This is a genomic window from Pseudomonas sp. RW409, from assembly GCF_003184125.1.
Classification (GTDB): Bacteria; Pseudomonadota; Gammaproteobacteria; order Pseudomonadales; family Pseudomonadaceae; genus Aquipseudomonas; species Aquipseudomonas chlororaphis_I.
This window is the reverse complement of sequence record NZ_QHHP01000042.1, coordinates 283,019-308,655: the sequence shown is the minus strand read 5'-3', so window position 1 is coordinate 308,655 and position 25,637 is coordinate 283,019. Positions and strand designations below refer to the sequence as shown.

At 57.2% G+C, this 25,637-nt stretch carries 24 protein-coding genes; 13 read left to right on the top strand and 11 right to left on the bottom strand.

Annotated features, from left to right (window positions below):
* Positions 1–3: 3 nt before the first annotated feature.
* The 4 genes from DK261_RS28410 (at position 4) to DK261_RS28395 (ending at position 4,466) form a co-directional block, all read left to right on the top strand.
* Positions 4–1,374: an FAD-binding oxidoreductase gene (locus DK261_RS28410; protein WP_009049051.1), complete on the top strand. Its 1,371-nt coding sequence runs from the start codon at positions 4–6 to the stop codon at positions 1,372–1,374.
* 226 nt (positions 1,375–1,600) lie between these two features.
* The gene (locus tag DK261_RS28405) at positions 1,601–3,097 is read left to right on the top strand and encodes an FAD-dependent oxidoreductase (RefSeq protein WP_009049052.1); all 1,497 of its coding nucleotides are present in this window, start codon (positions 1,601–1,603) and stop codon (positions 3,095–3,097) included.
* Positions 3,098–3,106: 9 nt separating this feature from the next.
* A complete protein-coding gene (locus tag DK261_RS28400) occupies positions 3,107–3,757 on the top strand; it encodes a c-type cytochrome (protein WP_016703011.1) in 651 nt (216 codons plus the stop codon).
* Positions 3,758–3,800: 43 nt separating this feature from the next.
* The gene (locus DK261_RS28395) at positions 3,801–4,466 is read left to right on the top strand and encodes a hypothetical protein (RefSeq protein ID WP_009049054.1); all 666 of its coding nucleotides are present in this window, start codon (positions 3,801–3,803) and stop codon (positions 4,464–4,466) included.
* A gap of 276 nt (positions 4,467–4,742) precedes the next feature.
* On the opposite strand, the gene DK261_RS28390 is transcribed toward DK261_RS28395, so the two are convergent.
* From DK261_RS28390 to DK261_RS28365, 6 genes are all read right to left on the bottom strand, one after another.
* A complete protein-coding gene (locus DK261_RS28390; protein ID WP_009049055.1) occupies positions 4,743–5,414 on the bottom strand; it encodes a c-type cytochrome in 672 nt (223 codons plus the stop codon).
* Positions 5,414–6,901 (bottom strand): FAD-dependent oxidoreductase, encoded by a 1,488-nt coding sequence (locus DK261_RS28385; RefSeq protein WP_009049056.1) that lies wholly within the window; start codon positions 6,899–6,901, stop codon positions 5,414–5,416. Before DK261_RS28385 ends, DK261_RS28390 begins: the two co-directional genes overlap by 1 nt.
* 290 nt (positions 6,902–7,191) lie before the next feature.
* Complete coding sequence (locus tag DK261_RS28380) at positions 7,192–7,854, bottom strand: TetR/AcrR family transcriptional regulator (protein WP_009049057.1); 663 nt, start codon at positions 7,852–7,854, stop codon at positions 7,192–7,194.
* A gap of 145 nt (positions 7,855–7,999) precedes the next feature.
* Positions 8,000–8,299, bottom strand: coding sequence for an EthD family reductase (locus tag DK261_RS28375; RefSeq protein ID WP_009049058.1), 300 nt, complete (start codon positions 8,297–8,299; stop codon positions 8,000–8,002).
* 103 nt (positions 8,300–8,402) lie between these two features.
* Entirely contained in the window at positions 8,403–8,819 is a 417-nt protein-coding gene (locus tag DK261_RS28370; RefSeq protein WP_009049059.1) for a RidA family protein, read from the bottom strand.
* A gap of 20 nt (positions 8,820–8,839) precedes the next feature.
* A complete protein-coding gene (locus tag DK261_RS28365; protein ID WP_009049060.1) occupies positions 8,840–9,673 on the bottom strand; it encodes a phytanoyl-CoA dioxygenase family protein in 834 nt (277 codons plus the stop codon).
* Positions 9,674–10,030: 357 nt separating this feature from the next.
* Here DK261_RS28365 and DK261_RS28360 point away from each other — a divergent pair, with 357 nt between their 5' ends.
* Positions 10,031–10,738 (top strand): response regulator, encoded by a 708-nt coding sequence (locus tag DK261_RS28360; RefSeq protein WP_063430776.1) that lies wholly within the window; start codon positions 10,031–10,033, stop codon positions 10,736–10,738.
* A 408-nt stretch (positions 10,739–11,146) separates the two neighbouring features.
* On the opposite strand, the gene DK261_RS28355 is transcribed toward DK261_RS28360, so the two are convergent.
* Complete coding sequence (locus DK261_RS28355; protein ID WP_028683992.1) at positions 11,147–11,416, bottom strand: hypothetical protein; 270 nt, start codon at positions 11,414–11,416, stop codon at positions 11,147–11,149.
* Positions 11,417–12,165: 749 nt separating this feature from the next.
* On the opposite strand from DK261_RS28355, the gene DK261_RS28345 reads away from it, so the two are divergent.
* The 3 genes from DK261_RS28345 to DK261_RS28335 all read left to right on the top strand — a co-directional run bounded on the left by DK261_RS28345 (position 12,166) and on the right by DK261_RS28335 (position 15,154).
* Positions 12,166–13,071, top strand: coding sequence for a S9 family peptidase (locus DK261_RS28345; RefSeq protein ID WP_009049065.1), 906 nt, complete (start codon positions 12,166–12,168; stop codon positions 13,069–13,071).
* A gap of 246 nt (positions 13,072–13,317) precedes the next feature.
* Positions 13,318–14,229 (top strand): NmrA/HSCARG family protein, encoded by a 912-nt coding sequence (locus DK261_RS28340; RefSeq protein WP_110177145.1) that lies wholly within the window; start codon positions 13,318–13,320, stop codon positions 14,227–14,229.
* A 34-nt stretch (positions 14,230–14,263) separates the two neighbouring features.
* A complete protein-coding gene (locus DK261_RS28335) occupies positions 14,264–15,154 on the top strand; it encodes a pirin family protein (RefSeq protein WP_110177143.1) in 891 nt (296 codons plus the stop codon).
* A 219-nt stretch (positions 15,155–15,373) separates the two neighbouring features.
* Here the strand turns inward: DK261_RS28335 and DK261_RS28330 are convergent, their stop codons facing one another.
* Complete coding sequence (locus DK261_RS28330) at positions 15,374–16,234, bottom strand: NmrA/HSCARG family protein (protein WP_124301597.1); 861 nt, start codon at positions 16,232–16,234, stop codon at positions 15,374–15,376.
* A 313-nt stretch (positions 16,235–16,547) separates the two neighbouring features.
* Positions 16,548–17,129, bottom strand: coding sequence for an isochorismatase family protein (locus tag DK261_RS28325; RefSeq protein ID WP_110177139.1), 582 nt, complete (start codon positions 17,127–17,129; stop codon positions 16,548–16,550).
* A gap of 96 nt (positions 17,130–17,225) precedes the next feature.
* On the opposite strand from DK261_RS28325, the gene DK261_RS28320 reads away from it, so the two are divergent.
* Together DK261_RS28320 and DK261_RS28315 are read left to right on the top strand one after the other, a co-directional pair.
* Complete coding sequence (locus tag DK261_RS28320) at positions 17,226–18,122, top strand: LysR family transcriptional regulator (protein WP_028683998.1); 897 nt, start codon at positions 17,226–17,228, stop codon at positions 18,120–18,122.
* A gap of 361 nt (positions 18,123–18,483) precedes the next feature.
* Complete coding sequence (locus DK261_RS28315; RefSeq protein WP_232539779.1) at positions 18,484–19,176, top strand: hypothetical protein; 693 nt, start codon at positions 18,484–18,486, stop codon at positions 19,174–19,176.
* A gap of 511 nt (positions 19,177–19,687) precedes the next feature.
* Here DK261_RS28315 and DK261_RS28305 read toward each other — a convergent pair.
* Positions 19,688–20,035, bottom strand: coding sequence for an acyl-CoA dehydrogenase (locus DK261_RS28305; protein WP_110177137.1), 348 nt, complete (start codon positions 20,033–20,035; stop codon positions 19,688–19,690).
* 599 nt (positions 20,036–20,634) lie between these two features.
* Between DK261_RS28305 and DK261_RS28300 the strand changes: the two genes are divergently transcribed.
* Genes DK261_RS28300 through DK261_RS32995 form a run of 3 tightly spaced genes read left to right on the top strand, consistent with a single transcriptional unit; the run spans position 20,635 to position 24,373 of the window.
* Entirely contained in the window at positions 20,635–22,482 is a 1,848-nt protein-coding gene (locus DK261_RS28300) for a Mu transposase C-terminal domain-containing protein (RefSeq protein ID WP_110177135.1), read from the top strand.
* Positions 22,475–23,335: a TniB family NTP-binding protein gene (locus tag DK261_RS28295; protein ID WP_110177133.1), complete on the top strand. Its 861-nt coding sequence runs from the start codon at positions 22,475–22,477 to the stop codon at positions 23,333–23,335. The genes DK261_RS28300 and DK261_RS28295 overlap by 8 nt, the downstream gene beginning before the upstream one ends.
* Positions 23,336–23,341: 6 nt before the next feature.
* Positions 23,342–24,373, top strand: a complete 1,032-nt coding sequence (locus tag DK261_RS32995) for a hypothetical protein (protein WP_146218562.1) — start codon at positions 23,342–23,344, stop codon at positions 24,371–24,373.
* Between the two features lie 493 nt (positions 24,374–24,866).
* Here the strand turns inward: DK261_RS32995 and DK261_RS28285 are convergent, their stop codons facing one another.
* On the bottom strand, positions 24,867–25,613 hold the full coding sequence (locus DK261_RS28285) for a hypothetical protein (protein ID WP_110177128.1): 747 nt from the start codon (positions 25,611–25,613) through the stop codon (positions 24,867–24,869).
* Between the last annotated feature and the right edge of the window lie 24 nt (positions 25,614–25,637).

The window sequence follows — 25,637 nt, the reverse complement described above, 5'->3', positions numbered from 1 at the left end:
TCCATGTCCACGACCCGTCGGGGCGATGAAATCAAGGCCACCTCTGGCCCGGGGCAGTTTCGCAGTCTCGGCGGGTGGATGGAGCGACCGGACGATCTGCAACCGGAACTGGAGGGTAATGTCAGCGCCGACGTCATCGTGGTCGGCGCCGGCTTCGCCGGCCTGTCCACCGCGCTAGAGCTTACCGCCCTTGGCGCCAGGGTGATCGTTCTCGAGCGAGAGTGCGCCGGTTTTGGCGCCAGTGGCCGTAATGCGGGTTATCTCGCCGGTAGCCTGGGGATCGAGTTCGAGATGTTCCTCAAGCGCGTAGGTCATGAGAAGGCGAAGAAAGTCGTCGCCTTCTATGACGAGGGCGTTGCCTACGTGGAAAGAAGGCTGCGCGAACTCAGTATCGACTGCGACTACAACGCCTCCGGGATCATTCGGGCGGCGGTTCATCCCTCACAGGAAAAGAAGTTGCGCGAGAGCATGCAGATCGGTCTCGAGCTGGGCTCGTCCGCGTGCTTCCTCGACCAGGCCGAGATGCGCGCTCGTGGCATACCCCCGGCGTTTCTCTTTGGCTGCCTGCAGCGACACGGCGGTACGCTGGACCCCGGCAAGTACGTGATGGGACTGCGTCGCGCGGCGCTTCAGGCCGGTGTGAAGATTTATGAGAACACTGAGCTGCTGTCCTACAGCGAAGGCCCGATCATCCAGTGCAACACCGCGCGGGGCAGTGCCAGCGCCCCGCATCTGGTGCTCGCCACCAATGCCTATACACCGCAGCTTGGCCTGCTGCGCGACAAGGTGGTGCCGTTGCGGGTGTCGGCGATCGAGACCCAGCCGCTGTCCCCCGCGCAGTTGGCCTCGTTGGGCTGGCCAGGCCGCGAAGGTCTGGTGACGCCTCACTGGACCATGGAAAGTCATCGTCTGACCGCTCGCAATACGCTGGTTGTCACGACCAAGCGACTCAGCTATGTGTATGGATCCCAGACACCGAATGTGCCGGACAACGTTGCTTATCACGAACTGGCAACAGCACTCGAAGACCGCTTCCCGACCTTGCGCGGCCTGGGTATCCAGTCATGCTGGAGTGGCTACATCAGCCTTGCCTACGACGCACTGCCGGTAGTCGGTGAAACGGGAGAGCAGGGCAATATTCTCTACACCGCCGGGTGCTCCGGGCATGGCGTCGCCACCCAATCACTCATGGGCCACCTGCTGGCCGAGCGAATTGGCGGCATCGAGCATCCGTTGCTCGCGGCCCTGCGCCACAAGACCCCCTCGACGCTGCCCGAGCCGTTGCAGTGGTGCGCCGTCAACCTGGCGCTGGGCCTGGTGCACAGGATGGACGAGCACGTCAATCGCAAAGCACGCCGTGTTTCCAATCAGTAACTAACAGACTTGTCGATGTTCAAGATTCGACAGATGGCTGGACATATAACAACAACTTGATGCACTTGGCTGCGCACCCTGGTTTTTAAACTTGATGACTTCGCCCGTTGTGTTCTGGCGAACTGAAAGTTGCTGTCGGGTACAACGCCGCTGTCACTCTTCTATTGCCGAAATGACACTCATCAATGAGTGATTACTTTAATAAAAAACACGTGAGGCACCCTGTATGAACAAGAAGCCCACCCCTGACACTCCGCTCGATTTAAGACGAAGGCAACTGCTCAAGTTTGCCGGCGCCTCGGCAGCGGTAGGAAGCCTCGGCCTGAAAGCGGGGCTGGCAAATGCCGCTGAAGGGCCAGGAAAAACAGACTCCGCCACTGACAGGGGAGATGTTCTGGACGTCGTCATCATCGGCGCCGGGCTGGCCGGCCTGACCGCCGCCCGCGACCTGCAACAGGCAGGTTGCCGCTCATTCGTGGTCCTCGAGGCCAGGGATCGGGTAGGGGGCCGAACCCTCAATCACGACCTGGGCTCGGGTTATGTGTCCGAAGCCGGCGGCCAGTGGATCGGGCCTGGACAGACCGCCGTGGCGGACCTTGCCCGCGAACTGGAGGTGGGTACCTTCCCCACCTATTACGAGGGCAGCACGGTCATTCTTGGCGGCGACGGGCGGGTCGAGATCGACCTGAAGGGCACCTTCGGCACCGATGAGACGCTCGCGGCGAAGCTCAGCGAACTGTCACGCGACGTGCCTTGCGGCGCGCCCTGGAAATCTTCGAAGGTGGCCGAGCTGGACAAGCTTTCTGCAGGCGACTGGCTGTCCAGGCAGGCCATCAAGCCCGAGGACCGGGCAGGGTGGAATGCCAGCTTCCTCCTGACCTGCGGCGTGGCGCCGGCGAAGATGGGGTTCCTGCATTTCCTGTCGATGATCAACTCGGCCAACTGTGAGTACATGCAGCTCGACTCGATCAAGGACAGCGCCCAGGGCACCCGGCTTGTCGGTGGTTCGCAGATTCTCTGCATCAAGATGGCGCAGCAACTGGGTGACCGGCTGCGCTTGTCGTGCCCGGTCCGGCAGGTTTCCGACTGGGACCGCGAAGTCGTCCGGTTGCAAACGGACCAGGGGGAGATCCGTGCTCGCCGGGTGATCATGGCCATCCACCCCGCATTGTGCCATCAGCTCCGGTTCGATCCGCCGCTACCCGAAGAGCGCGCGGCGCTGCAACGTGCCTGGCCCGCCCACTCCCCGGCGCGCAAGACGTCCATGGTCTATTCCCGTCCGTTCTGGCGGGAAAAAGGCTTGAACGGGCATGTCATCCAGGCGGATGGCCCCGTCATCTGGGCTTACGACAACTCCCCGCCGGGGGGCGAAATCGGCGTGATCAATGCCTTCGTCACCAACGCCATGGTGTCCTCCGACCTGAAGGAAGCACAGCGCGTGCTGGCCCAGATTTACGCCAGGGCACTGGGCGACGAGGCATTGAAGCCGGTGTCGTATCACGAGCATGACTGGGGGCAAGCCGACCCCTGGACACTCACCTGCGTTTCCCCCATTCCACCTGGTTTCTGGAGTACCCATGGCGAGGCCCTGCGTCCTCCCTGCGGCAATCTCTTCTGGTCGGGTACGGAGACCGCCGATATCTGGGCGGGCTACATGGACGGGGCCGTGCGCTCGGGCCATCAGAGTGCCTTGCAGGTGCTCAATGCCCTGCGTCGGGCGTAGGAGGCGAAGATGAAAAGAAAGATTGTGCTGGGGATTATCGCAGTCGTTGCCGTCCTGCTGGGCCTGTATGGCCGGGATTTGCTCGACCTCTATCGTTTGCAGAACTACATCAGCGCCTCGACCGAGGCCTACGAGGCCGACGGAGGCCCATGGCCGCAACTGACCGACGTCTGTACCGGTTGCCATGGAACCAAAGGCAGCTCGCAACATCAGCGCTACCCCAGCCTCGCGGGGCAGCCGGCCCCATACCTGGCGGCGCAGTTGCACAACTTCGCCAGCGGGCAGCGGATCAACCCGAACATGGCGCCGCTGGCGATGACCCTGAGCCGGGAGGACATCGACCGACTGGCCAACTACTACGCCAAACAGCCTTTGAGCCGCGACTCGTCCTTTCAGCCCGACCCGGGCCTGCGGGACAAGGGGCAGAAACTGGTCGCCGCAGGCGGCTGCGTGGCCTGCCATGGCGAGCGCCTGATGGGCCGCGAACAGTTCCCGCGTCTTGCCGGGCAAGGGTCCGACTACCTCCGGGTGCAGCTCGATGCCTTCGCCGACGGCCGGCGAAAGGACCTGACCGGGGCAATGGGGGCCATTGCCGCGACCTTGTCAGCAGACGAGCGCAAGGCCATTGCCAGCTATCTCACAAGTTTGTCTGCGCAATAAAACAACGAATCGAACATCAATAAAAACATTGAGAGTATGTGTCATGGAACTCAGGAATATTGTTATATGCGCCGCTTGTTTCATATTGGTTTCGGCGGGACTGGTTTATGGGCTCAAGCTCCTGCGCAAGCGTAACTATCTGCTTGGCCTGGAATGGCTGGTCGTTGCGTTCTCGGCGACCAATGCTTTGCTGTACTTTTCATTGGGATCGGAAACGGCTTATTTGTTTTCGTATTTCTGTGATGCGTTTTCCAGGGGCGTCGGAATTCCAGTCATTACCATCATTGGCTTCATGGCGGTCACCCATGATTACAAACCGTCGGTCTTCAAGGATGTCATGCTGTTCGCGGGCGGTATGCTGGTCACCCTTGCTCTTGTCCTCTCTGCCAATGCCCTGGGCGGGTTCCTGGCGTATTTCTACGTCGTCATGTGGACTGTCTTCTCCCTCTACCTCGTTTACCTGGTCCTGCGTCTGCTGAGTGCCGGGGAACACATCCTGGCGCTGGGCCTGTTCCTCGGCATGCTGGCGGCGCAGACGATTGCCTGCATCTACGATTTCTACAAGATCCCGGGGGACGAGACCAACGTGCTGTTCAACTTCTATGTGCTGGCGTTGCTTAGCTGGGCCTGTCTGTTGGTCCTGATGTACTACGCCTATGGCGCCCTGGAGCGCACCAAGGAATCGATGCCGCTCCTGCAGCCACGCTGACGAGTCGTTTTTTCAAGAACGGGCCTGCTCGCGCCCCACGTGTCGCGGTGTGACAAACCAGCCGCGGCACGTGGGGCGCGAGCATGTTGGATGTGAAGCTGGTCGCGTCTGTCCGCATGCAGCCACCTGAGCCTGAGCTCGGGGCAACGTCGGACGCGGATATCCATGATGTTTTGTGCCCGCAGGAACGTCAGGGCAGGGCGGAGGTCGAGGAGGGAAGGCAGGGAGGAAGGCAAGGAGAGGTGAGCATCCTTGCCCACGCTCACCCACAGCGGACTACTTGGCGCCTGGTGCGGGTGCCAGGGTGCCCAGGTAGTGGGCCACTGCCTTGATGTCGTCTTCCGATAACGTACTGGCCAGGGCGTTCATGGCCTGGGTGGGGTCCTTGCGCTGGCCCTGTTTGAAGGCGGTGAGCTGATCCGTCAGGTAGAGCGGCCCCTGGCCGGCGATCCGCGGCGCCAACGGGCCGCCCGAGAGGTTTTCACCATGACAGGCGACGCAGCCAGTGGTGGCAACCTTGGCCTTTCCGCGTTGCTCGAGGGCCTGGTCGCTTGCCGGGGCCTCGGTCTGGCCGGCTGTCTGCCGGGAGAAATAATCCGCCAGGAACTTGATCTGCTCCTGCGTCAGATTCGCCGCAAGCGGGCTCATTTGCGCACTGTGCCGACGCCCTTGCGCGAAGGCCTGCAACTGCGCCTCGATATAGGCTGCGGATTGTCCAGCCAGGGAGGCATATCGGGTGTTTGCCGGCTGGCCCCTCGCGCCATGGCACAGGGCGCAGGTGTCCTGAAGCTGCGGCCAGGCGCCGCCGTTGGCCAGGTACCTGGCGTTGTGCTCGTCGAGGGTATTCATGAAGCGGTAGCCGGCCACCAGCTCCGGGCCGTAGAGCGCACCAGCCCCAGCCAGCGCCGTGGCCACCACCACCGTCCCGATCACTATTGCTCGTTTCATCAGGCGCTCCTCCGGTCTTGGACCAGGGCCTGGAGCGCTTCCAGCGCCGCCCGGTGGCCGGCACGGACCGCGCCGTCCATCGAGCCGGCCCAGAGATCCGCGGTTTCAGTGCCGGACCAGATCAAGCGACCGGTCGCGGGGTTCAGGTACTCGCCCCATTGCGTCCAGAACCCGGGCGGCATTGGCGAGATACAGGTGAGGGTCCAGGGGTCGACCTTGCCCCAGTCCTGGTCGTGGAACTGGACAGGGTGCAAGGCTTCGTCCCCCAGGGCCTGGGCGTAGATCGCCGACAAGGTGCTCTGCGCGGCTTGCGGATCATGGGGCAGTTGCCCGGTCCTGACGAACCCGCTGAGGACCCCGAGGCTGCCATCCGGGGGCGAATTGTCATAGGCCAGGATCAGCGGCCCTTCGACCTGGATGATCTGGCCGTTCAGGCCCTTGTCTCTCCAGAAGGGGCGTTCATAGACATGCACGGTCTTGCGCATGGGCGCGTGGGCCGGCCAGAGTCGCTGCAGCTGCGCACGCCCGGTGGGGAGGGGCGGGTCGAAGGTGATCTGGTTGCACAGGGCCGGGTTGACTGCCGCAATGACCTGCCGGGCGCGGATGATGCCGCGGTCCGTATGCAGTTCGACGACGTCGCGGTCCCAACCGACGATCTTGCGCACCGGGCAAGACAGCTTGAGCTTGTCCCCCAGGGCCTGCGCCATCTTGAGGCTGAGTACCTGGGAGCCGCCAACAAAACGTGTCTCCTGGGCGCCGCCCTTTATCCCCTCGAGTTTCTCCAGGCTGCAATCGGAAGAGTTGATCATCGACAGGTAGTGCAACAGTCCCATGCCGGCTGGGGTGGTGCCGAAGGTCAGGCTCACGGACATGTTGAATCCGATCTGGTCCTGGTTGCTGATGCCTTGCCTGACCAGCCACTCGCCAACCGAAAGCTTGTCGAGGGCGGCGGCATCCGCTGCCTTCCAGGGTGCTTTGCTGGGGACGCCCCTGGCCAGCTCGTTCAGCTTGCCGACCAGCTCGGTGTTGGAGTTCGGGCCGTCGGTCACGTCCTCTTCCACCTTGGTGTCATCCAGCAGATAGACGGTTTTGCCTTGGTAATAGGTGGGGAAGGTGCCGACCTCAAGCTGGCGTGCCAGGTCGGCGATGGCTGTTTGTCCTGGCCCGATCCACTGGCCGCCCGCTTCAGAGACCACGCCATGGCCGAGGTCATGGTTGTAGGTACGTCCGCCCACGCGATCGCGGGCCTCAAGCACGGCGAAAGACTCGCAGCCGGCGCTGAGCAGGTCCCGTGCCGAAGTCAGGCCCGCCAGGCCGCCACCGATGATCGCTACGTCCAATATGCCGTCGCGATTGTCTTGTAGCGCCTGCGCCGCGGCACGCGTGCTCAGCGCGAGCCCTCCAACCACTGCCGCGCTGCCAAGCGCTTGCAGCAGCAAGCGCCGCTGCGGTGATTGAAGGGATGATTCATTGTCGGTCGAATGCATGTTTGTCCCTGCCAGATCTGAGTTTTATTTTTAAAAACAGGTGTTATGCAAAATAACGCATAATCTGATCCGGGCAAAGGGGAAAACCGCCGCGAATCAGGGACAGGGCAAGGGGCGTCGAGCTATTGAAGCCTTGCCTGAGTAGGCGTGATGGAGCAGGGAGGAGGAGGGGGCCGCAACGACCTGGATGGCAGCGCTATTTCGCGGCGCAAAGCATGAAGGCCGGAAGCGTGCCGGCCTTGTGCTGGTTCTGAAGAAGCTCCGTTACCGATTCCGGCAACGCTACGGCCTCATTGCTTCCGGGGACTCTTGCCGTTCGATGGCGCCGCCGGTGAGATCAGGGTGATGACCGCATCGAGCAGGGCCTGGCTTCTGGCGGGGGTGAACCTTTCGGGCTCGATCGGCAACATCATCATCCAGCCGTCGCTCATGGCGCTGATCTGATCGGCGAGCAGATCCGCTTCGATGTCGCTGCGGATCTTGCCTTGTTTCTGTCCCTTCTCCAGCATCGACGTGAGTACCTGGCGGAACAGTGCGTAGCGTTGCTTGATGATGCTCGCGAACGCTGGTTCGTGCCTGGCATGGGCCAGCAATTGGAACCAGGCGAGCCAGCCATTTGGTTCATCGACGCGCATCCAGTTCAGCCATTGTTCGATGAGTGACTTGATGTCGACCTGTTCCTGGCTGCCTTCCAGCAACGTGTCGATCTGGTCGAACAGGCTCTGGGCGACAGCCGTGACCATCTCTTCCTTGTTGGCGAAGTAGTAGGTCACCGCACCCGTGGTGCATCCGGCATGCTGCGCCACTTTGCGCATCGAAGCGCCAGCGTAGCCTTCCTGGGCGATCACGGCGATCGCCGCTTTCAGCAACTCGGTTCTTTTCTCGTCGCGGTTGCCGACAGGGCGCCCGCGCCGTACGGCAGGCTTGGGTGGGGAGAGGTGAGAATCATGCATGGGAAATGGGCAACTTCGCTGGCTCGATTATCTGGAGCACCATCGGTTTGAAAATGGTGCCTTCTGGCTGTGGAGCAGCATAGGGAATTTGCTCGCAGAAAGCACATGGGAAAGCAGCGCAGCGGCCAGGGCTTGAGTCCGCCGACTATTCGTCATCCGCGCGGAAGATCGTCGGGGTGATATCGGTGAAGTTGGCGACATCGCCAATCACCCTGGCAGTCCCGGGCGAGGACAGCGCGGCATTGATATCGGCCTGCTCGCGAAAGCGCAGTATCACCATGGCCACCAGCGGCGTTGGCCCGGTTGCCGGAAACAGCACCTCTGCCGATTGCAGCCCGAACTCGCTCCAGGCGGCGCGCGCCAGTGGCAGGTGGGTTGCCAGATAGTAATCCCGGTCGAATCGCCCGCCTTTGGCAGCGGGATAACTCACGATCAGTGTTGCCATGTTGTGGTCCTTGTTCCTGTCAATAAGCATCCTCGAAAGGGCGCGAAGATACTTCGCAGCCCCTTGGAATCTTGAGGCGCCTGTATGCGTCGACGCCCTCGGATCAATCCCGGCCGCAGCCGATGACCGCCACCGCGCGTATTTCCACGCGCAATGCGGGAAGGGCCAGTTGCGTGACGCCAACCGCGCTCCAGGATGGGTAACGATCGGGGAAGTACTTGTCCTTGATCTGTCCGAACGTATGGATCTCGCCTTGCAGATCGATATGGAAGGTCATCAGCTCGACAACGTCGGCCAGGCTTGCACCCGCTTCCTCGAGAATGCCGCTCAAGGCCTGGAACGCCAGGTGCGTTTGTGCCTCGATGCCTTCGGCCGGAGTCATGGTCGCGTCGACGCCAACCTGGCCGGACACCCAGATCATGTTCCCCACGCGGGTCGCCTGGGAGAAGTGAAAGTTGTCGTAAATGGCCTGGGTATGGCCAGGGTTGATGGACTGTCGACGCAAGTCTTGGGTGGTCATGGACGATCTCCTTATTAGGCTTAGGCGATTTGCCGGAACGTGGTGTGGCGAAAGGAATCCCCGGCCTTCAGGTCTGCCAGCTCCTGGGTGAAGAGCACGCCTTGCTGCGGATAACCGGCTGCGCTGTGTTCCGGCAGCGGGCGGAAGGTTGCGTCGTCGCCGAAGAAGCGGAAGACAAAGGTGTGACGATCCGGGAAGGTCTCATCGACCGGAGCGCCACCGTGCAGCGCGCCGGGATGGAGCACGACTATGTCTCCAGGCTCGGTCGCCCAGGAGAGGATTTCGTAAGCGTCGGGATCCTGCTTGCGCTGGGCCTCGACATCGGGAAGCCGAGGCAGTGCGTTGCCGCCATGCAGGGGCTGGGTCGGGTCGTTCGGATCGAGGAAGGTGGTGCCGTCGTAACGCGGCCCTTTGTGCGAGCCGCGGACGATCTCCAGGGCATTGCGCTTGGGCACCGACTCGAAGCTGATCCAGGCATTGCCCCAATGCAGGCCAGCCCAAGGCAGATAGGAGGTGTCCTGGTGCCAGAGCGTACGGGAGCCGCGGCCGCCCGCCTTGAGAAACACTTCCTCGGCGAAATACCAGACATGTTCAGAGCCCCAGAGCTGCGCAAACAGCTTGCCGAAGGGCAGGGAAGCGACCAGTTCCTCGAGCCGGGCCTTGGCCTTGGGGTTGGCATTGTCGACATGCGATTGCTGCTCGGTCCCGTCGAACATCCTGAAAGCATGCGGGCCGTGATTCTCGACAGCCCAGTCGTAGGCGGCCCGGCACTGGGCCAACTGTTCTACGTTCAGAAAACCTTTGATCAGGACGGCCCCGTCTTCCAGGAACGCCTTGCGCACAGAGTCTTGCATGAGAGCTTCCTCCTAGGAAATGCCACTTGGCGATCTGGATCCTAGCAAGCCGCTTTATTTTGCGCAACACATGTTATTATAATTTGAAAAAGGCGTCGACAAGGCCAGATTCCCAGGCCTGGCTAATGCTTATCGAGTTCATCACCCGCTGACCTTCGGCGGCTCGGAGTACGAAACCTGCTGCGATGCCGAGCAGTAACGGAAACGCTGTCAGAGGGAAGGCGGGTTCGGCTGCAAGGTGCCGCAGATGACGCGAATTCGGAGCGGGTAGCCGAGGGTAGTGGGCTGCATGCACTGGATGGAAGCGATAGCCCAGGCGGACAACCGTATTTTAATCAGGACTCTTACCCGGTTTTTATGGACAACTTAGATCTCGTTAATGTCTTGCTCGTTGAAGACGATCGGAAGCTGGCGGCGCTGATCGCAGAGTTTTTGCTCCGGCATGGTTTTGAGGTGCGGGTGGTCCACCGGGGCGACCAGGCGCTGGCGGCATTTATCGAGTTCAAGCCGAACGTCGTGCTGCTTGATCAGATGCTCCCAGGCCAGAGTGGGCTGCAAGTGTGCCGCGAGATTCGCAACCTGTCCGATACTCCCATCGTCATCCTGACCGCAAAAGGGGATGACCGGGACCATGTTCTCGGCCTGGAGTCCGGTGCCGACGATTATGTGATCAAGCCTTTCAAACCCTCTGTGTTGCTGGCTCGGCTACGCGCCTTGCAACGCCGGCTGGCACAAAACTCAACGACACTCGATGTCCTGGAGTTCGGACGGTTATCGATCGACCGCGGTTGCCGGGTGGTCAGCCTGGCCGATGAAAAAATCAACCTGACCACCATGGAGTTCGAATTGCTGTGGGTGCTGGCCAGTGCGGAGGGCAAGCTTCTTTCTCGCGACGACATCCTCAACCGTATTCGCGGGATCCCGTTCGATGGGTTCAACCGTAGTGTCGATGTCTACATCAGCAAGTTGCGCGGCAAACTCAATGACAACCCCCGGGACCCGGTATGCATCAAGACTATCTGGGGCAAGGGCTACGTTTTTAATCCGTTTGCGTGGGAAGTCTAGATAGCGCTACGCCAATCATGGCTATTGGCTTGGCGAGAGAGACTTGGCTCAACCATTAATAGATGCAAGGTAGGACATGAAAAAGGTTTTTTTATTTTTGCTGTTTTTTGTCTGGATTCCGACATCTCTGTATTCGCTTTACTGCTGGAAAATGGCGGATAGTTGTTCGATGCAGGGAGTAGGACTGAAGCAGCAGAGTTCGGCATGTTGTGTCGCAGAACCTCATCAATGATCGCCTGCTTTGGCACTTATCCATCAGCCCGGGCATTCGGCTGGTTGAAGAGGTGAGGGGATCTGTATCTTCGAAGTCGTGTGTGGGTGCCACTCAATCTGGACTGATCCTGGGGAGCCTGCAACAGGCTCTGGTGCGCGCTCACCACGCAAGTCACGCACCAGGCCCGTCAATAATTACCACTGGCCGCTGATGAGACAGCCGACGATTTCCCAACCGCTGTATTCCCACCAGGAATATCGTTCATCGGAGCAACTTCTGGCCAGACTGGCCATCTGGATTTCGCCAGCTTTTTGATGGGTTCCGAAAGGCGTGTCAATAGAAGCTGTCACCTGATTGACGGTCTGGGGAGCCTTGATGGTGGTCGGATGCACGGAAGCGTTCGCGACAGTTGCGGTGAAAGCGAGCGTCGCGGATACGGCCAGAGCAGTTATGGACTTTTTCATGTTCGAATCCTTTCAGTTATCTGACATGCGGCTTATACGTCGGCCTGACCTGCCTTTATCAATAATCTGAACAGATCGGGCACTCGCGTAGTGTGACGCTATGAAAGCCTACTACCGTGCTGCCTCCCGCACAGTCGCTCAACGGCACTATTGACAAGCTGGTAAAAGCCTGGATTTTTTTCTGCGGAGAGAGCTCCCAAGAGTTCGAGCTTGACGAGTCTGTTGTTAACGGTCTCGCTGAAAATGTCAGCTTTCGTCATGGTTTGAGGCGATGGTTCGCTGGGGGCAGTTCACTCGGATCCTCAAAGCTCAGTTGGAGTTGAGCAATAATCGTGTCCAGTTGCTCAGGGCAGCCCAGCGACTCTATGCATCCAGCCGAGGTGTCTTCCTGACACCGGCCCCCCTAAGCGGGTCTTTCGGCTTTTTTGAGATTGGGGCGAATCAACGAGAGCTCCCGCTCGAATGGCCGCATCGAAACGCTCCTCCACGAGATCGACACGACGATCGAAGCACTCCGCTCCTCCAGGTCCGAGATCCTCCAGCTCACTGTGGACTTCGGCAGGTTCAGATATCGCGCCGCTTCACTCAGGCTCTCCGCCTGACTGATCCATACCAGGAACAAGAGCCAATCATTCGTTCCACTCATGGAACGGTGATGCCAATTTTCCATGGCTTGTACAACAGCAGGCCGGGACATATCTTTTGGATGTGAGAAGACACCACAAACCGAAAGAGAAGGAGAAACTGTCATGGCGGATATTCCGCAACTGATCAATGGTCTGGCCAGAGGCCTCAGCAGCCCGGTCCGTGCACCGATTCTGCACACGCCGGACGAATACGGGATGGCGTATGAGGATGTCACCTTCCCGTCGCTGGACGGCACCCCGCTGGAGGCATGGTGGATACCCTGTCCAGGCTCGGACAAACTGGTCATCGCCAACCACCCGATGCCTATGAACCGCTATGGCTTCCCCTCGCACCTACCCCAGTGGCAGTTCGTGCCCGGCAACGACATCGAGGTCAACTACATGCGGGAGTACCAGCACCTGCATGAGGCCGGCTATAACGTGCTGACCTACGACGCGCGCAACCACGGTCACAGCGGCGTCGCCAACGGCGATATCTTCACCTGGGGCCTCTTCGAATCCCGTGACGTGGCCGGTTCGCTTCACTACATCAAGTCCCGCCCCGACACCCGCGGCATGAGATTGGGCCTACTCAGCCGCTGCATGGGCGCCAATGCCACCTTCGTCGCGAAAACTCGGTACCCCGAGCTTTTCGCGAGCGTACACGCCTTGGTCGCCCTGCAACCTATCTCAATGCGCGCCATGGTCGAGCGCAACCTCGAGGCGATGGGGATCGCGGACCAGTTCGACGCCGTTGACCGGGAGGTTCAACTGATCACCAGCTTCACGATCGATCAGGTGTCGCCGCTGGAATACGCCAAGAATTGGCAGGCGCCTGCCTTCATCCTTCAGGTGCGCGACGATGCGCTGACCAAGCCCGCCGACGTGCAGGCGATCTTCGACAACATCCCCGTCGCTGACAAGAAGCTGTTCTGGATCGAAGGCAGCACCCGGCGCTGGGACGGCTACAACTACTTCTCCGAACATCCGGCGCAGATGATCGAGTGGTTTGATAAACACATGAATTAAGCCGATTTCACTCTGGCCGCGTGGCTTCGTTGAGACCACTGACATAACCCTCGAGGACTTTGGGCGTGCGTGTCGAAAATCTACTGGATACGCTGGTGATCCCGCCGATGCGCGACTACATGAGCGCTTTACTTCCTACGCCGCGACTGAGCGTATGACAACCGCCAAGGACGTCGCTCACACAGAGCGGCGCTCCTTGCCTCCTTTGTATCAATAGCCATCAGCAGAAAATGCAGGAGAATAATCATGTCGGATAAAACCATTGTTGTGTTTGGCGCAACGGGTCGGCAGGGGCAGGGGGTGGTGAACGCGCTGCTCGACCAGGGTGGCTACATTGTCCGGGCGATCAGTCGCGATGCCAGCTCGGACCAGGCCAAGGAGCTCGCCGCTCGTGGGGTCGAGGTGGTCGCTGCAGATCTGAACGCAGCGGATACGTTGGCATCGGCGCTCAGCGGGGCCTATGGCGTGTTCCTGGTCACCAATTTCTGGGACCCTGCAACCGGGGCGAGCGAGTACGACCAGGTCAGGAATGTGGTCAGCGCCGCAAAATCCGCCGGTATTTCTCATGTTGTTTGGTCGACGCTGCCCAACGCTCTCGACATTTCAGACGGTAGGTATGAGGTTTCGCATTTCACCAACAAAGCTCTGGCCAACGTTGTGATCGCTGACGCGGGCTTTCCCTACTACAGCTTCGTCGAAGCGCCGTTCTTCTTTCAGAATTTTCTTGCCCAGATGGCGCCGCAACCCACCGGAAACGGGGACCAAAAGGCCTGGGCGGTTCCGATGGATATCACCAACAAAAACGTCCATGCCGGCGACATCCTGGAGCTGGGGAAATTGGTCCGGCAGGTCTTTGACCACCCGGAGACAGCCGGTCAGGGGCAAATCCTGTCGCTCTGCCCCGACGCTTACAGCTGGCAAGAGTTCGCGGATATTCTGAACGCACAGGGCCACAACGTGGTGGTGAGCCAGGTGCCAGGCGAGGTCTACGATACGTTCTATCCCGGCGCGGAGGAGGTCTGCGAAATGATGAGCTACTTCGAGGACTACAGCTACTTCGGCCCTGATGCGGACACCAAGAGGGCGCGCGCAGATGCGCTTGTCGGTGGGCAACTCACCAGTTTTGCTGACTGGGCCAAGGTCAACATGCCGGCCTGATCCACCGGCTGATGGCGTGGAAAGGACGAATACCATGACGACAAGCACGACAGAACGCGAAAACACCCAGCTCCACCTCGGGCACAATCAGCGTCCACGCGACATCGTTCACCGGGCGCGCGGGATAAGCAGCGGCCCGATTACGCGGCTCGTGAGCCCCTCTGACTGGGGTGGGTTCATCAAGCCGTTCGTATTCCTCGATCTCTTCGATTTTGAGGGGGGGCATGCCCCCTCTCTTGAACTTGGCTGGCACCCGCACTCAGGTATTGCCACAGTAACCGTCCTTCTTGATGGCTCGGTCCAATACGCCGAGACGACGGGCAGCGTGGGCGTATTGCCCGCCGGCGGCGTGGAATGGATGCAGGCGGGGGGCGGTGTTTGGCACACCGGTACCGTGAACTCGGCGCCCGTGAGAGGTTTCCAGCTCTGGGTGGCGCTCCCACCCGATCTTGAAAATGCGCCTAGCATGAGCCACTACGTGATGCCCGAAGATGTGCCCCACGTTGGCCCGGTGCGGGTGATCCTCGGCTCGTATAACGGTCTTTCGAGCCCTATCGTTGCGCCACCAATGACGTACCTCCTGGTCACGCTGAAGGACGGCGAACGATGGACGTTCCTCCCGCCATTGGGGCATGACGTCGCGTGGCTATCGTTGATGGATGGTGCGCTGCATGCGTCATCTCGCATCACACGTGGAGAGATCGCGATCTTCGAGCACGGCGAGACGGCCATCGAACTAGTCGCGGAGGGTGACACACAGTTCGTGCTTGGCTCGGCCAAGCAGCACCCTCACGAACTGGTGCTCGGCCACTACTCTGTGCATACCAGCGTCGAGGCATTGCGACGGGGCGAGGCCGAGATCCGCCGCATAGGGCATCAACTTCGCGCCGAGGGCAAGCAGAGCTACGCGCTCTGGTCGATCTGAGGCCGGGACGTGATTCAGAAAGAAGAGAAGAAACATTCATGGCCCAGACTCGAAAGTGGCGTCCATCACTACAAAAATGATGGGCGCCACTTTGATGTCGATTCCGGCTTGCGACTACGACACCCTCGCGAGTCGCTCTACAGGAAGTCAGTCGCGAACAGCATGCACAGGAGGCACGCCGACGGGGTCAGCAGTCGCAGGTCGAACAACGCCAGATGGTTATGTGCCCGACGGCCTACCACGTTGTTCAACGAGCCATTTGTCGAAGGTACGCACGTCGGGCTGGCGCGCCAGCAGCGCCGGTATGTTGGCGAGGTAGCCGGCCTCCCCAAACCACTCAAACATCTTCCGAACGTCATGGGGCAATGAACGTAATAGCAACCTGGGCAGTGGGAAGGGTAGCCCGGCCGCCCAGCCGTGGCTCTTGAGGGCGACGACGATCTGCGCGCGGGTCAGCTCGACGCCGGCGATTTCCTCGGACTTGCCAAGAGACTCACCCGGATGGGTGAAGGCTTGCGCAACCCAATTGCCAATGTCGGCCGTTGCAATCATTTGGAGTGGCTTCGTCTTGGGCACATAGCTGCGCAACAGCGCCAATAGCACGGTTCGTAGTGCAGGCTTACTAAAGTTCTCCATGAAGAACGCTGGACGAACGATGCTGGCGGGTAGACCAATACTGCGAATGTGTTCCTCGATAAGCCACTTGCTTTCAAAATGCGCTACGCCCGAGCGCCGATCGGCTCCTCCCACCGATGCATAGATGAAGTGTTCTACCCCTGCAGCTAGCGCAGCATCCGCCACGGCAATGCCCCGGCGAGTTTCGAGCTCCGTGCCTTGTTCTGAACCTTGAACGGAAAAAACTCCATGGGCGCCGGCAAAGGCGCTTCGCAGTGAGGCATAGTCGTCCATGTCGGCCGCAACGACCTCGATGCCGTTCGCGGCCAATTGCTGCGCCACGTTGGAGCTCGGCTTTCTCGAAAGCGCGCGAATGCGCCAATGGCCTTCGGTCCATAATGAGCGGATCACGGCACCGCCCTGTTGCCCAGTGGCACCTAGAACAACGATGGTTCTGAAAGTCATGGTATGAAACTCGACTGTTTTATCGAAGAGATCAAGGAACACAAATAGCTTGACGAGCCCCCCAGGTCAGAGGGATTCACGAGATGCGTAATCGGACCGCTGCTCACTCCTATGCGTGCGCTGAGCGATATCGCGCGGACGCTGATTGTGCCTGGGTAGAGCAGGGGGGCTTGACGCTTGTCGTCATGGTGTTCGTTCTTGTTTGTGGGGACTTTTTGCAGGCTTCGGCCAGTGCGGTGCCGCCGAGACGAAGCACATCACGGCGGCTGAGTGGGTTGCTCGTCGTCCCTGGTGTCCGGGGCCGAACGTGTTGTCACACCAGCCCGAGGCCGAGCAACTCGGCGAGCGCCTGTCCTCGCGGGGTGGTCCAATCGACGGCCAGCTCCGACACGACCTGTGCCGTCGACGTGATCACGGCTCCGGCCTGCTCCATACGCCGCAGCGCGGCGGCGTCCCCTGTCTTTGTGAAAGAAGCAGACGCGTCCGTCACAACCTGAACGTGATACCCCTCGTCAAGCAGCTGGAGCACTGGAAAGACGACGCAGATCTCGGTCGTGATGCCAGCGACTATGACCTTCTTCCGTTCTGTGGCCTTGACCGTGTTGCTGTAGTTCGGGTCGTGCATCGCGTTAACGATTCCCGTGCGCTTGACCCGCTTGGCGAAGGCGTCCGGTGCGACTTCCTCCAGCTCGGGAATCAGCGGGCCCTGGATGTTCTCCTCCATGCTTGAGGTCAGTACCAGTGGCATGCCGACACCCTTGGCGATCTTCGCGAGTTGCACGGTGTTCTTCCTGACTTGCTCGACGTCGTGCGATCGCGTCCAGGATATCGTCCCCGTCTGATGGTCGATCAGCAGCATCGCGGCGTTTTCTGCGATATAGACATTCTTATGCATGGTTCGCTTCCTGTCTGGTGGTTACCGACGCTTCACGTGCACAATAGGTTCTGTCATTTCGTTGCACAAGCCATGGTATTTTGGCAACATCGTTCCATGAATAGAACGACCGATCTCAACCAACTCTTGATTTTCGTACGGGTCATTCAGGCGGGGAGCCTGAGTGAAGCAGCGCGACGTTTGAACCTGCCGAAGTCCACGGTGAGCCGGAAGATCTCTGACCTGGAGGAACGGGTCGGTGAGCGGCTTATCCAGCGCACGACGCGTAAACTGGGCCTCACCGAGGCGGGCCGTCTGCTCTTCGAACGTGTCTCTCCGGCCATGAGCGACATCGAGGAGGCCGAGAGCGCAGTGGCGGGAATGCGTGGGGCGCCGCGCGGCGTGCTGCGGGTCGCGGCTCCCATGTCGTCCAGCACGCTCGGACCGATCGTCGCCGAGTACCTGGTTCGTCATCCGGACGTGGCCGTCGAGATGGTGTGTTCCGATCGTCTTGTCGATCTCGTAGAGGAACGCTTCGATGTGGCCATTCGAGCGGGAGAGCTCGTCGATTCGACCCTTGTTGCGCGTAATCTCGGAAAAGCGAAGTTCATGCTCGTCGCGGCACCCGAGTACTGCAAACGCCATGGCGTCCCGAAGACGCCTGCCGAACTGACGAGCCACGCATGCGTCGCATTCGGCGGCGGAGCCGCACCGCACGTCTGGCCCCTGGAGTCGGGGGGCAAACGTGTCGAGGTCCGCGTTACCCCACGACTGACGGTCAATGATATGGAGATCGTTCGCGAGGCCGCCCTCGCGGGCGTGGGGATCGCATGGCTACCCCAGCTCTTCTGCGCCGATGACTTGCGCCATAAGCGCTTGCTGCCCTTGCTCGTCGACTGGTGCTCTGCGGAGATCCCCGTGCATGCGCTCTACCCAACGAGACGTCATCTTTCGCCAAAGGTGGTCTCCTTCGTCGACCTGCTCTCCGAGCGGATCCAGCTGCACGATCACTAACGCGCAGCTTTTGCCTACGCCCACATGCGGCGCCGTCCCTCTTGTCCCGGCGCTTTGTCGACTTCTCGCCAACCCTCCAGGCAAAACCCGGCGGGGAGAAGGGATAACATTTTGAACTAGGCGGAATTTTGGGATTGCCTATCCAGATTGGCCGAGTCTATCGGTCGGTTCTGCCTACCTACATTTCGATGCCACCCAGAGGGCAGGGCGGATATTTCTCATGGTCGACTCTCCCTTTTCCCATACAGGATCCACACCCGATGCCAGGGCGGTTTGAGCCTTCTCATATCCGTACGTTTGCCTGTGCCTGCAAGGCCGCTTATTGCCTGAGGCGTGTCGGGGCAGGGCGTTGAGATTGGATATGCATGTGCTGGCGGTCATGGTACTGGCGACCTTTGATAAAGGACGGATCGAAGCTATCCTCACCAAGGATAGGGATCTTAATTATTTTCAATCTGGGCAGGAGCCAAGAGACATGACAGGGGAAGATCTGATTAAGGCAATAAACAATAACAAGACACTCATGGAGTTGAATGATTGTCCTTCTGTGTCAGTTCAAATGGGCTGTGCTGTTTATGGGAAGGTGCAAGATGACGTTGGCAATGATGAAATTACAAATAATGGGAGCATGAAGTACCAAATCGATCAGGCACTTTTATTTCGTGGTTTGCACTCGGAGACAGCTGTTTGGCACTTTAGTACGGATAGTCCGGAACCAAAGGTTCATCACTTTGTCGTTATCCCTTGGTTCAAGCAGTCAGCCGGGACAGTGTATACGGTATTTATGGCCTACGAGAAAAAGTACATGGTGGTTAATTATGTCGAGCATAAGAGTCCAGCTCCTGGCGAGATTAAAGGCTACAAGACAGTTTGGACGGCAAACGACCTAAGCACCATGCTCTCTGACTTACTAACTAAGAGTAACGCTTGGGAAGAATATTTCGGTAATGTTGGGCCAGCTCAGGCAAATAAAATCCGCTACTTTAAATACAAAATAACAACACTAGACTCTGCAGTTTCCAACGTGAATCAATACAGAGAGCTCTGTCGGTAAACTACTTGACCATCCTGGCGACCGTCTCACACTTGGCCTGCGGTTACCCAAAGCCCACCTTCAGTGACTCGATGTGCAGGTGGGCCTCGGCCAACAGCTTCTTGAGTTTGGCATTCTCCGGCTCGATCTTTTGCAGGCGTTACGAATTTCGAGAGATACCGCGACGTGTTCACCAACAGCCGGTATCCGTACGAGTCAAGCAGCTGGAAATTTTCCGATCCAGTGCCGGTGGGGTTCTGGATAGGAGCAAAGGACTCAGGATCCGTTTGTCCTGGATTACCTGGATTACATTGCTGAGGTCCAGACGCGAGCTGCGGCAGAGTGATCGAGGCCTGGCTTCGAATCTGCTGTCGCCGTTTTCTAAAAAATGGACTGCTGTATGTCTATGATGGGTGTAGAAAAATATTTAGAAAGTGGGAGTTAAAAATGAAAAATTACCGAAGTTCCATCTTTTAAAAAACAAAGAGGTGCTCCTTAGAAAATTGGGCTGAAATTGTTAACCGGAGCATGCCTAGTGGCGGCAGGTGAATATGCCCCTTGTCCTGGCAAGTTCTTTCTCCAGCGCGGCATGCACCAAGGCGCTAAAGCCGGTGATCGCCTGACCACGATTAGCGAATTCATTCCGCGTGCCTTCATAGGATTTCGAGCGCTTCGGCATCGGGGCAAAGCGTCCGATGTTGTAGTCAAACAGGGCGCCGTTGGCGCTCAGGACCTCACGCGCCCAACCCTCAGTCTCTTGCATGGGGTGCTGAACATACACCTTCGTCATGGAGGCGTACTCGTCCAACATGATCCCTTCGTCCTGCTTCTGGGACAGGTGGTAGCACAGCATCTCCGTGGGCGTGAGATTCCCCGACATGCGAAATAGCTGGCCCTACTGGAAACTTTCGATCGGAAGCCCGGACTGTTCATGTAGCTGGGCGTAGCGCGTGCTCGTAGGCGCCGGTTGCACACCTTACGGATTCTCTCGCGATGGCCGCGAGTGTTCATCAAGACCTTCGCCGTATCCAAAAACTATTGGCGCCTTGTAGCTGGCTAGCCTCTCCCACGCAACAGGCGATTTGGCAGAGCGGTTGCCCATTCGATCTCCTACTCGGAGAGGGTATCGCTCCTTGGCGGCAACTTGATTCGAGAGCACAGGATAAGCAGAGCGCTCGACTGAAGCCATTAATATGCCCCCAGAAAGACTAATGCCTCAGCATAGCCTTGGATCACTGGTTAGAGGCTGTGAAATATCCTTCATCGGCAGATGGTTTTGAAATCAAAAGCTTAGGAGGTAAACGTCTTAATTTCTCCATTATTTCGGTGCCAATCCCATCAATCTTGACTAAATGAATATTATGGTATTTAAAGTAAGTGGGAAGTCTTGGGTTTGCCGAAATTGATTCTATATGTGGCGCACTGCCATTTCGGTGTGGCGGTGAGCATGGTGGAATTTTCTTGTGTGGACTTAACTTTATGAGTGGCGTGGAGATAAAAAAAGGGCTTGTGGTAGTGGCAAAGGGGGCTGCCTGCAAGATTGCAAGAGTTATTTCTAGCGAGAAAATCTCAGTCGTAAGTCAGAAAGAAAATAAGAGATTTATCGTTTCTCTCGATGAGATAGAATTTTTGCCGGCTGTCACTGATGATGGCGTCGCGCTAATACCTCCAGAACTTGATGATCTGGCTTGCAGTGTGTCCGATGATGAAATCGTTTTAGCAGAGAAACGTTTCAATGTCATTAGGTGCTACTCTTCCGGAGAGGTGGATCTCGAAGAGGCGCTCGCTAGCCTGGAATTGTCTAAGTCGAACTTCTACAGATTGAAGAAGCGCTACAGCGAGGCGGTCGGAGTCTATTCGCTATTAAGATACCGCAGAGGGGCTGTCAAGAACTCATTAAAGCTGAATGATTTAGTTGAGAAATACATTCAAGAGAGTATTGATGAAGCATATGCGGGGAAAGCTGCCTCCATTTCTGGGGTTTGGCGGGATGTTGAGGCGAAGTGCATTGTCGGTAATCTTCCCATACCCTCGATAACTGCGGTGAGAAAAAGATTTAAGATGCGCAATGAGCGGGAGTTGTACAAGAAAAAGCATGGTGCTGATGCGGCAAGCCAAAAGCATGACGCGAGACCAGGGAAGAAGCTTGTTTCTCGTCCGTTGGAATGGGTTCAAATGGATCATACGCTGATAGATATTATCCTGGTGGATAACAATCTAAGGCAGCCACTGGGTAGGCCATGGTTGACTGTTATCATTGATAAGTATACTCGAGTAATTCTTGGGTACTATCTTAGTCTGCATGCACCATCCACAGTTTCTGTTGCGTGCGCAATTTCTCACGCCGCACTTCCAAAATTTTCATTCCTGAATCAACTTGGTGTTGATTCTGAAAGATACCCGTACTATGGAGTGCCTGATGTAATCCATATGGATAATGCAAAGGAATTTAGAAGCGTAAAGTTCGAAAGTGCATGTTGCCGGAACAATATAAGGCCAGAATGGAGGCCGCTTGGCAAGAAGCATTATGGTGGGCATGTGGAGAGGCTTATTGGGACTTTCATGACTGATAAAGTACATTTCCTGCCTGGAACAACATACTCAAACGTAGTAAAGCGTCGTGGTCACGACAGTGACAAAACGTCGGCCTTGACTTTTAAAGAGTTTACAAAGTGGTTTGTTAAAGAAGTCTGTATATATCATGGTCGAAAGCATTCAGAGCTTGGCTGTTCGCCTGCCTCAAAATGGAGCGAATATTTTAATGCTGAGGGCGGCGCTCCAGTTCACCCTCCTTTAGTCATAAATCCATTTAAATTCAAGCTTGACTTTATGCCTGAGGTGAGCAGGAGTATTGGTCGTGAAGGGATTGAGTTCAATAAATGCTTTTACTGGGATGCAGCCTTGAGATCGTGTGTGGGGACGGCTGGAGTCATGATTAAGTATGACCCCTTCTCCCTGAAGACCATTTGGGCATACCTTGATGGGGAATATTTCCCTGTCAATTTTTCTGATGCAACAAAGTCGGATTTTAGCCTTGAAGAGTATCGTGCAAGAAAGAAGCAGAGTCGACGTACGGAAAATACACCACCAGGAGGGTTGGAGGATCACTCCCTGGCCGATTTTATGCTCGACAACAAGGAACTTGTAAAGAATAGTCAGCGCGAGACAAGACGGGTTCGAAAGGTTGAGGCGGCGCGCTCAGAATATCTCTCATCTCAAAACGGAGAGTTGAGCGGGGCCGGCGTGCCAAGTGAGGAAAAGGATAGGAAGGACCGACCTAATTATTCGCAAAGGGCGATACCATTCAAGGGTAAGAGCTATGATTGATAGTCAGCATTTAAGTTCTTGTTGCAGGAAGCTTTTGAGTTTAAGTGATGATCGCCGCATTAGTGAAATCCAGAATGATCAAGTCTGGATTGATTACCCACGGTCCGAAGACGTATTCAGGATAGTTGACAATATATTGGCTGTGCCCGACAGGAATCAAGCGCCTTGTCTGTTGGTGTACGGTGAGGGAGGGACTGGAAAGTCAAGCATTGTTAGAAAGCTACATTCCTTTAAGCGATTTAGCGATAAATTGGTTTTTGTTGATTTGACGGTAAAGGCAGATGGACTTAAGTTGCCCGAACTTCTTGATCGCGCCCTGGGCATACCGAATGGGTTTGTGAGATATTCCCGCTCGCACCCAAATTACTTGCCTGTTGAGTTGTTGCACATGATAAAACTTAGAAAAATCAAAGGTATTGTACTGGATGAACTACACGATGCATTTTTAGTCCCCCGAAATGAACAGCAGAGAAATCTTTCGCTGATTAAAGGACTATCGAATGCGCCGTACGGTATTTCTGTGCTCGGCTTTGGGACAAAGTCGGCCCATGCTTCTCTGAAGAGCGATGGCCAATTTTATCGGCGATTTAATATGGTTGAACTTGGTGATTGGTCGGACAGTGATGACTTTCGTTCCTTCCTCCTTGGTATCGAGGGACATATTCCGCTGAAAAGACCTTCCCTCTTGGATTCAGAAGAAATTACAGGTTTTTTGCTGGAGCGGACTGGCGGTAGAATGGACTCTGTAGTTCGCATGATTCGTTCTGCAGCATGTTATGCAATAAGGAGTGGCGAGGAAAAAATAACTGTAGACTTGATGCGCAAAGCTTATTCAAACCCTTGGGGGTATTGAGGTCGGATGAAGTTATTCGGTTTCCCTGTAATCAAGTATGACGAGTGCTTAATGTCATGGTTGGTTAGGTCCTTTAGCGGCATTGGCGAGAGCAGTATATTGCAATATATAAGCTCTCTTGCAGATCCCGATTTTGACCTCGAGAATGAAAAAGTGCTTGACTTTCTTTCCGGCCTTGGAGTGGGGGGAAGGGTCGCCAGAGACTGCTTTGGTGCACGGACAGCTTGGTTGCTTCCTTGGGAAGAACGCACTGCATATTGCTTTCGATGTCTACAGGAGGATATTTCTTCTGGTAGTTCCCCTTATTGGAGAAAATCATGGTGCTATCTCCATAATCCAATATGTGTAAAACATAGGGAGTTATTGGAAATTGCGGATCCGATCAGTAATGAGTTGCAGAAATCCTGGACCGTTTTTATTCAAAAGTGCAGCGAAAAATATGGTCTTGTTCCAGATTTTGAAATTTCGTGGGCGCATCCTAATAGGTTCGGCAAAAAATTAATGCTGGCCCTGCGAGTTCAGGATTTCCTGACTAGAGCACATAAAGCAGACTATATCCGATTACGAGGCCATGATGTCGTGGTGAGTGGCGCGGCTGTCTTGGCGGTGGCTCGCTTGCTTTTTGAAAGTTTTTTATTTCCGCGTCTGCGTCCCCCTTGCGGTGATGGTATAGCCACAGGAGGGCGAGCCGGGTTTCCACGCACTGCTGGGATAATATCTATAGAGCAGGCTAGGCAGCGCGGATGTTCTGACAGCAATGTGCATTCGCGAATGACGGCGCTTATTTTGATAGGCTGTGTGTTTAAGCTTTTCCCGCTGGAACGATTCAAAGATGTGCGAGATGCCCTTGAACTGACTGCCGACGTCTATAGTGGCGAGGCATACGATATAGGTCGTCACGGCATGAGGCTGTCATCGAGTAATGAGTATAAATTGACAATAGAATTTCTAGATGGGCTTCCGGCGGGGTTGAAAGGGTGTTTGGGTGAGTTTATTAGTGGCCTAAATAACAGCGCACCTGATGTAATTCTGGGTTGAGTGGTTAGATAGCTGTTTGGTTACCGTTGCGATCAACTAGGACGAAAAGGCGCGATCTTCTAGGGAAACTCTGAAGAAGACTTCCAGATTTTGGCAAAATGCCCGGATTCCACTCACCGAGTTTTTCAATGAAGCAGATGACCTTTGCCGACGCCGAATACGCCGGTGTTGAGGCCGTTTGAGTTAGGCCTCAAAAGACTCACAGAGCGGGACTGATGTTCAAAATCGGAAGGACAGGTATCCTGTATGCATTGCGAACGTTTAGCGTGTAGCGGATCGGGATACAGGATTTGATGTGGGCTTGGTGGGCTCTAGGGGTCTGGGTTGACTGGGATTATTCGAATATTGGGGTAATCGACGAAGCATCTAGTAGCAACTTCGCTCCACTCAGGGCAATACCAGCAACTCCGGCCAGGTCGGGGCAGCGGCCAAGTTGTATCAATCTTCAAGGACTTCGATCAGCCCAACCAGAATCTGACTGGGGCGACTCTATTCAAGAGGATGCTGGTGGTGGTCTGAGCCACTGTGCGGCCAAAGTAGTGGCGTCCGGCAACGCGTAGGGCTCGCTATCGAAACCGAGATCGGCTAGGTCTGCCGGGGTTGCGAGGAAGGGGTTGGCCTCAGCAATGGCGCCGGCCAGCGTCTGCTGCAGGAAGGCTCGTGTGCGCTGGGGATTCGGCGGCAAATTGGGGTCCAACTCGTCGCGGCCGACCAAAGGCCCGAGCTGTTCGCCGATGCGCTGGTTGAACAGGTCGGCGAGCGGATCAGGGTTATGCGGTGGGTGATTGTCAACCAGTCGGTCGAGCACTGGCTTCAGCCAGTTACGGAAGCCCTCCTGGAGGGGCAGGACGTGCGCCGCCAGATCGTGCAAGAAGCGCAACGTGTCGAACAGGTCGCCCTCATAGGCATAGCCGTGGGCCAGCCCTTGGCGGAGGTGGGTCATCGCGCACCACAGCGCACCGTCCACTGGGCCGATCCACTCATTGCGGTCGAGTTCGAAATAGCGGAGGTAGCGGGGATCGACGGTGGCGCACCAGGCGGCCTGCAGCACCTGAGTGGGTTCGGCATGCGCATGCAGCCCGTCGAAGCGCCACACTACCCATTCGTACAGGCCAATGGCGAGGGCCATACGGGCGCGGATCGACATGTCGACCGCAGCTTCCAGCACCTCGTCGTCATTGCCTGTGAAGTCGGCGTCGACGCGCGCATCGTCCCAGATGAAGCGCAGATTGCGCCGCATTGCGTCGTCCAGCGTGATCCAGCC